At 66.5% G+C, this 6,852-nt stretch carries 5 protein-coding genes; 3 read left to right on the top strand and 2 right to left on the bottom strand.

The features are described from left to right. Positions 1 to 706, bottom strand: a 706-nt coding sequence (locus tag BN1263_RS13385; protein WP_058981771.1) for a pseudouridine synthase, incomplete at its 3' end; no start/stop codon positions are given. A 126-nt stretch (positions 707 to 832) separates the two neighbouring features. Here BN1263_RS13385 and BN1263_RS13380 point away from each other — a divergent pair. The 3 genes from BN1263_RS13380 to BN1263_RS13370 all read left to right on the top strand — a co-directional run bounded on the left by BN1263_RS13380 (position 833) and on the right by BN1263_RS13370 (position 4,723). Beyond that, on the top strand, positions 833 to 1,381 hold the full coding sequence (locus tag BN1263_RS13380; protein ID WP_058981770.1) for a YaeQ family protein: 549 nt from the start codon (positions 833 to 835) through the stop codon (positions 1,379 to 1,381). Continuing rightward, complete coding sequence (locus tag BN1263_RS13375) at positions 1,378 to 2,562, top strand: BaiN/RdsA family NAD(P)/FAD-dependent oxidoreductase (RefSeq protein ID WP_058981769.1); 1,185 nt, start codon at positions 1,378 to 1,380, stop codon at positions 2,560 to 2,562. The genes BN1263_RS13380 and BN1263_RS13375 overlap by 4 nt, the downstream gene beginning before the upstream one ends. A 91-nt stretch (positions 2,563 to 2,653) precedes the next feature. Then, positions 2,654 to 4,723 carry an EAL domain-containing response regulator gene (locus BN1263_RS13370; RefSeq protein ID WP_058981773.1) on the top strand — a complete coding sequence of 690 codons (2,070 nt, stop codon included), beginning with the start codon at positions 2,654 to 2,656 and terminating at the stop codon, positions 4,721 to 4,723. Positions 4,724 to 4,831: 108 nt separating this feature from the next. On the opposite strand, the gene fabV is transcribed toward BN1263_RS13370, so the two are convergent. After that, a complete protein-coding gene (gene fabV / locus BN1263_RS13365; RefSeq protein WP_058981768.1) occupies positions 4,832 to 6,091 on the bottom strand; it encodes an enoyl-ACP reductase FabV in 1,260 nt (419 codons plus the stop codon). Positions 6,092 to 6,852: the final 761 nt, after the last annotated feature.

Genomic DNA, 6,852 nt, shown 5'->3' with positions numbered 1-6,852 from the left:
CGCCCAGCATCGCCATATGCACGCGCAGCTGATGCTTGCGACCGGTTTCCGGCTTCAGCCGGTAGCGCCAGACCGACCCTTCGGCCTCGATCGGCTCGATCAGGCTGCGCGCATTTGGCTCGCCCGGCACTTCGACCATGCGGAAGAACGGCTCCCCCGGCACCAGACGGCTGTCCCGCTGCAACGGAAACGCCAGCCCGGGCAGCGCCGGTGCCAGCGCCTCATAGGTCTTCTCGATGCGCCGCTCGCGGAACAGCCGCTGATAGGCATCGCGCGTGGCCGCCTGGGTCGAGAACAGCACCAGGCCGGCGGTCAGCCGGTCCAGGCGGTGCAACGGCGCCAGTTCGGTGTTGCCGGTGCGTGCGACCAGGCGCGACAGCAGGGTTTCGCACACATACCCACCGGCCGGCGTTACCGGCAGGAAGTGCGGCTTGTCGGCCACCAGCAGGTACGCATCCAGATGCAGGATGGTCTCGGCGAAGGGAATCACCGGCTCGTCGGCGACCTCGCGGAAGTACTGGATTTCCAGCCCCACCTGCCAAGGCATGTCCGGCGCCAGTGCCTTGCCCTGCGCATCCTGCACACGGCCCCGGGCGAAGCGGTCCTGCCATTGCGCACGGTCGATGCGCGGGAAGCGCGCGCACAGGCCATCGAGCAGGCTGGGCCAGTGGCCGGGGGGCAGCTGCAGGTGGCTGGGCAGGGTCATGGCGTCCATTCCGGCCACGGGAAAGAGCGCCAAGAGTGCCACCGTTGACGCTGCGCAGACAGCCCGGCAACGGACACCCTTGGAGCAAACCTCTATCATTGACGTCTTTAGTCCCACGGATCCCCCATGGCTCTTACCGCCACCATCCGCAAGGCCGAACTGCAGATCAGCGACATGGATCGCGGCTACTACGCGACCCACAACCTGACCCTGGCCCAGCACCCGTCCGAGACCGACGAACGATTGATGGTGCGCCTGCTCGCCTTCGCGCTGAACGCCGGCGACCGCCTGGAATTCGGCCGCGGCCTCAGTACCGACGATGAGCCGGACCTGTGGGAACACGACTACACCGGCGACATCCTGCAATGGATCGACTTGGGCCATCCCGACGAATCCCGCATCCGCAAGGCCAGCAACCGCAGCCGACAGGTGCAGGTGGTCAATTACGGCGGCAACGCCTCGGAGATCTGGTGGGGCAAGCAGGGCAAGGGCCTGGCGCGCTTCGACAACCTGTCGGTGGTTGACCTCGATGGTGCCTTCGTCGAACTGTGGGGCCAGCAGATCCAGCGCGCGATGCGCTGGAGCGTGCTGATCCAGGACGGTGAAGTGCAGCTGCTCAACGATCAGATGCAGCTCGACGTGATCCCGAACTGGCGCAAGCGCGCCAAGGCATGAGCACGATCCGCTGCGACGTGGTGGTCATCGGCGCCGGCGCGGCCGGGCTGATGACCGCGATCACGGCTGGCCAGCGCGGCCGCCAGGTGCAGGTGATCGACCATGCCAACAAGGTCGGCAAGAAGATCCTGATGTCCGGCGGTGGCCGCTGCAACTTCACCAACACCGGCACCACTCCAGCCAACTTCCTGTCGGCCAACCCGCACTTCTGCAAGTCGGCGCTGGCACGCTACACGCCCTGGCACTTCATCGAGCTGGTCAACAAGCACGGCATCGCCTATCACGAAAAGGAACTGGGCCAGCTGTTCTGCGACATCTCGTCCAAGCAGATCGTGAAGATGCTGGTGGACGAATGCCAGGCGGCCGGTGCCCAGATCCGCACCGAATGCAGCGTGCAGCGCATCGAGCACGGCAGCGATGGTTTCCGCGTGCACACCACCCATGGCCTGTTCCACTGCGCCTCGCTGGTGGTGGCCACCGGCGGCCTGTCGATTCCGAGCATGGGCGCCACCGGCTTCGGCTACGAGATTGCCCGCCAGTTCGGCCACGAGGTGTTGCCGACCCGCGCAGGACTGGTGCCGCTCACGCTCAGCGGCAAGCACCAGGAGCGGCTGGCCGATCTGAGTGGTGTCGCCCTGCCGATCGAGGCACGCTGCAACGGCAAGCGCTTCCAGAACTTCATGCTGCTGACCCACCGCGGCGTGAGCGGCCCGGCGATCCTGCAGATTTCGTCGTTCTGGCAGCCCGGCGATGCGCTGGAGCTGGACCTGTTGCCGGGCCAGGATGCGGGCGAGTGGCTGCGCCAGATGAAGCGCGAGCGGCCCGCCGCCGAGCTGCGCACCGTGCTGGGCGACGTGATGCCCAAGCGGCTGGGGCAGCGCCTGTGCGAGCACTGGCTGCCGGACCGCCCGGTGCGTCAGCTGGACGAGCCGGTGCTGCGCCAGGCCGCGCAGCTGCTGGGCGCGTTCCCGCTGGTGGCCAGCGGCACCGAGGGCTATCGCACCGCCGAAGTCACCCTGGGCGGCGTGGATACCGCCGAGGTGTCGTCCTCGACAATGGAATCCAAGCGCGTACCCGGCCTGCATTTCGTCGGCGAGGTGCTGGATGTGACCGGCTGGCTGGGCGGCTACAACTTCCAGTGGGCCTGGGCCAGCGGCCACGCGGCCGGTGGCGTGGTGTGAACCACATCGCCGTTCGTTGCGCGCAAGGGGTGCGCGCATGGACGGTTCGCCGCGCATCGTGTATCTAGATTCGCAGATTGGGGAGCAGTGCATGCAGAACGCGAACGACATCACCATCCGCCTGCTGATCGTCGATGACAGCGGCGAGAATGCCGAAGCCATCGTCAGCACCCTGCGCAACAGCGGCATCGCGGTGCGTCCGTGGCGCCCGCAGGATGCTGCCGAGCTGGCCCAGGTGCTGGCCAGCCAGGCCATCGACCTGGTGCTGGCCTCGCCTTCGCAGGGCATTCCGCTGCCGCTGGTGGCCCAGCATATTGCCGCCAGCGGCAAGGATATTCCGCTGGTACTGCTGGCCGAGCGCATCGACGAAGACGAACTGGTACAGGCCAGCAGCCATGGCATCCGTGCCCTCGCCCTGCGCCAGCGTTCCGAGCACCTGCTGGCCGTGGTCCGTGACCAGTGGGTGGACCTGCAGGCACGGCGTGGCCTGCGCCGCATCGAGGCGCAGATGCGTGAGACCGAGCGCCGCTGCGATGCGCTGATTGCCTCCTCGCGCGATCCCATCGCCTACGTGCATGAAGGCATGCACATCCGTGCCAACGACGCTTACCTGGAGATGTTCGGTTACGAGCATTTCGACGATATCGAAGGCATCTCGCTGCTGGACATGGTTGCCGCGCAGCACGTGGAAGGCTTCAAGCAGCTGCTGAAGGGCCTCAGCCGCGGCGAAGCGCCGCCGCCGCAGTACCAGCTCGACGCGCGCCACCAGGATGGCAGTGCGTTCCCGGCGACGATGGAATTCACCGCCGCCACCTACGAGGGCGAATCCTGCCTGCAGGTGGTGCTCCGCCGCCGCATGGAGTTCGATCCCGAGTTGGCACGCGAGGTCGAGGACCTGCGCCAGCGTGACCAGGTGACCGGCCTGCTCAACCGACCGACCTTCATGCTGCAGTTGGAAAGTGCAGTGGCCCAGGCCGGGCGCAGCGAGGGCCAGTTCGGACTGCTGCTGATCGAGCCGGACCACTATGCGCGCCTGCTGCCGGACATCGGCCTGGCCTCGGCCGACACGCTGATCGGCGCCCTCGCCGGCCTGCTGGCCGAAGTAGTTGGCGCGGACGCGCAACTGGCCCGCTTCGGCGAACACAATTTCGCCGTGTTGCAGGCCGGGCCCTACGCGCAGACCGTGGCGCTGGCCGAGCGCATCCGCGAAGCCTACGCCGCACACGTCTTCAGCATCGGTGCGCGTTCGGCCACGGTAACGGTCAGCATCGGTGGCGTGCAGGTGGGCGAGAAGATCGCCAGCATCGGCCAGGTGCTGGCACGCGCGAGCGAATGCACGCAGGCCGCCGCCGAACTGGGCAACACCTGCCGCATCTTCGACCCGGCCGCCGCCGACCGGGTCGAGGAAGAGCGCGTGCTGCGCTGGGTCGCCCGCATCCGCGAGGCGCTGGCTGGCGACGGCTTCCAGCTGCACTACCAGCCGGTGCTGAACCTGCAGGGGGAGCCACTGGAGCTTTACGAGGCCTACCTGCGCCTGGAACACAATGGCGAACTGCTGAGCCCAACCGCGTTCCTGGGCATCGCCGAAGAACACGGGCTGCTGGCCGACATCAACCGCTGGGTGGTCTCGCAGGCGATCGCGGTGCTGGGTGAACGCGCGCGTGCGGGTCATGCCACCCAGGTGCTGGTGAAGGTCACGCCGGAATCGTTCGATGACCCGCAGATGATCGCCACCCTGCGCCGCGAGCTGCAGGCGCAGGGTGTACCCGGCGAACGGCTGTGGCTGCATGCGCCGGAAGCCAAGGTGTTCACCCACCTGCGCAGTGCGCAGCAGTTCCTTGCTGAAGTGGCGCCCCTGGCCTGCCGCATCGGCCTGGAACAGTTCGGTTCCGGACTGGATTCGTTCCAGCTGCTCGCCCACTTCCAGCCGCAATTCCTCAAGCTGGACCGCGGTTTCACCAGCGATCTGGCGGCCACCCGCGAGAACATCGATCGCATCAGCCAGATCACCGCACGCGCGCAGGAGGCCGGTATCCGCACCATCGCCGAGTTCGTCAGCGACGCCAATTCGATGACCCTGCTGTTCAGTGCCGGCGTGGATTACGTGCAGGGCGATTTCGTCGGCCCGGCGTTGCCGGAGATGGGTTTCGAATTCGGGTGACCGAGGGTAGTGCCGGCCGCTGACCGGCAGCCTCTGGTACCCGGGGTTGCCGGCCAGCGGCCGGCACTACCAAACGAAGAGGCCGGCTTTCGCCGGCCTTTTCGTTGATCAGGTCATGTCGACCAGGTTGTCGATCTTCACGTCCGGATTGACGTCGGCCTCGTAGTCGACGCCCTCCACGCCAAAACCGAACAGGCGCAGGAAGTCGGCCTTGTAACCGGCCAGGTCGCTGATTTCGTACAGGTTCTCGTTGGTCACCTGCGGCCACAGCGCGACCACCTTGCCCTGCACGTCCGCCGCCATTTCCTTGTAGTCGGCACGCAGGCGGCCTTCCTCGTCGACCAGCGCAACGGTGTGGCCATCGCCATCGACCAGATCGTGGCGCAGGCGGTCGACCGCCGTGCCATCGGCCCTGCCGCCGTAAAGGATGCCGTACAGCACGTCGAGCTGCTCGATGCAGCCTTCGTGAGTACCCTTTTCCTTCATCACCTTGAACAGCAGCGACAGGTACAGCGGCATGGTCGGAATGGCCGAGCTGGCCTGGGTCACCACGGCCTTCAGCACCGACACGCGCGCGTCGCCACCGATCTTGGCCAGCTTCTCGCGCAGCCCGAGCACCTTGTTGTCCAGGTCCTTCTTGGCGGCGCCGATCGAGCCGTTCCAGTAGATGGCCTGGGTGATCTCTTCGCCCACGTAGGTGAAGGCGGTGGTGGTGCAGCCGTTGGCCAGCACGCCGGCATCGGCCAGCGCGTCGATCCACATCTGCCAGTCTTCGCCACCCATCACCGCAACGGTACCGGCGATCTCTTCCGGCGTGGCCGGCTGCAGAGTGGTCTCGGTGATCACTTCCTTGTCGGTATCCAGGCCACGCAGGGTGATCGGCTCGCCGATCGGCTTCAGCGTGGAGCTGATGATCTCGCCGGTCTTGGGGTGCTTGCGGCGCGGCGCCGCCAGGCTGTAGACGACCTGATCGACCTGGCCCAGATCGGCCTTGATCATTTCGATGGTCTTGGCCTTCACTTCATCGGAGAAGGCATCGCCATTGATGCTCTTGGCGTACAGGCCGGCTTCGTCGGCGTACTTGTGGAACGCAGCCGAGTTGTACCAGCCGGCGGTACCCGGCTTGGATTCACTGCCCGGGCGTTCGAAGAAGATGCCCAGCGTTGCCGCGCCACTGCCGAACGCGGCGGTGATGCGTGCGGCCAGGCCGTAGCCGGTGGAGGCGCCGATCACCAGCACGCGCTTGGGGCCGTTCTGGATCGGCGGGCGGGCGCGGATGTAGTCGATCTGCTGCTTGACCGCGGCCTCGCAGCCAGTCGGGTGGGTAGTGACGCAGATGAAGCCGCGGACACGCGGTTTGATGACCATGGATACCTCGGGTTGGCAGATGCGGCGCGCGGGGCGCTCAGCAGGAATATGGGTGCGCGCATGCGCGCGCGAACCGCAGGATCGTAGTGTGCGGGGGCCGAATGCACAACCGACGCTGGCGTAGGGTGGGGTTTCTTTGCAGGGTTGCACCCTGCACCTGCGGTAGTGCCGGCCGCTGGCCGGCAACCTCAACAGCAACGTCAAAAGCCGGGCTACTGAGGGATGCCGGGGTGGGTCCGGTTGAGGCGGACGCTGCAAGTACGTCCATGTAAGCTCGGTCGCCGCTTGCTCGTGTGCGCACTCCTGCGCACACGGCAAGACCGGGGTTGGGCGTCCTGCCCAACCCGCCCGAGGCATACCTCGGGCCCATGCGGCTCACGCCCCCTCAACCGGCCCCACCCCGCCTTCGACAGATTTCCGCGATCTGTTGGAACGGCGTGCGGCCTTGGTAGGTGTCGACCTTGGTCGAAACGGTTGAATTCATTCGATATCTGACAGATGTGTCGACCAAGGTCGACACCTACCGACAGCCGCAGGAATCTGTCAAAGGTGGGGCGGTGTCGGAGTGCGGGGTGTCAGCCGCATGGATGCGGCTGCCAAGCCTACAGGGACGTACTTGCGGCGTCCCCGCACTCCGACACCGTCCCGCCCAACCACGGAATGCACGCTGTTGCTGTTGCCGGCCAGCGGCCGGCACTACCGCGGGTGCAGGGCGTAGCCCTGCCAACAAAAAACCCCGCTTGCGCGGGGTTCTCTGTGTG

It is taken from the genome of Stenotrophomonas thermophila (assembly GCF_001499715.1).
GTDB lineage: Bacteria > Pseudomonadota > Gammaproteobacteria > Xanthomonadales > Xanthomonadaceae > Stenotrophomonas > Stenotrophomonas hibiscicola.
The sequence above is the reverse complement of the archived record's forward strand: the minus strand, read 5'-3'. Positions and strand labels throughout refer to the sequence as shown.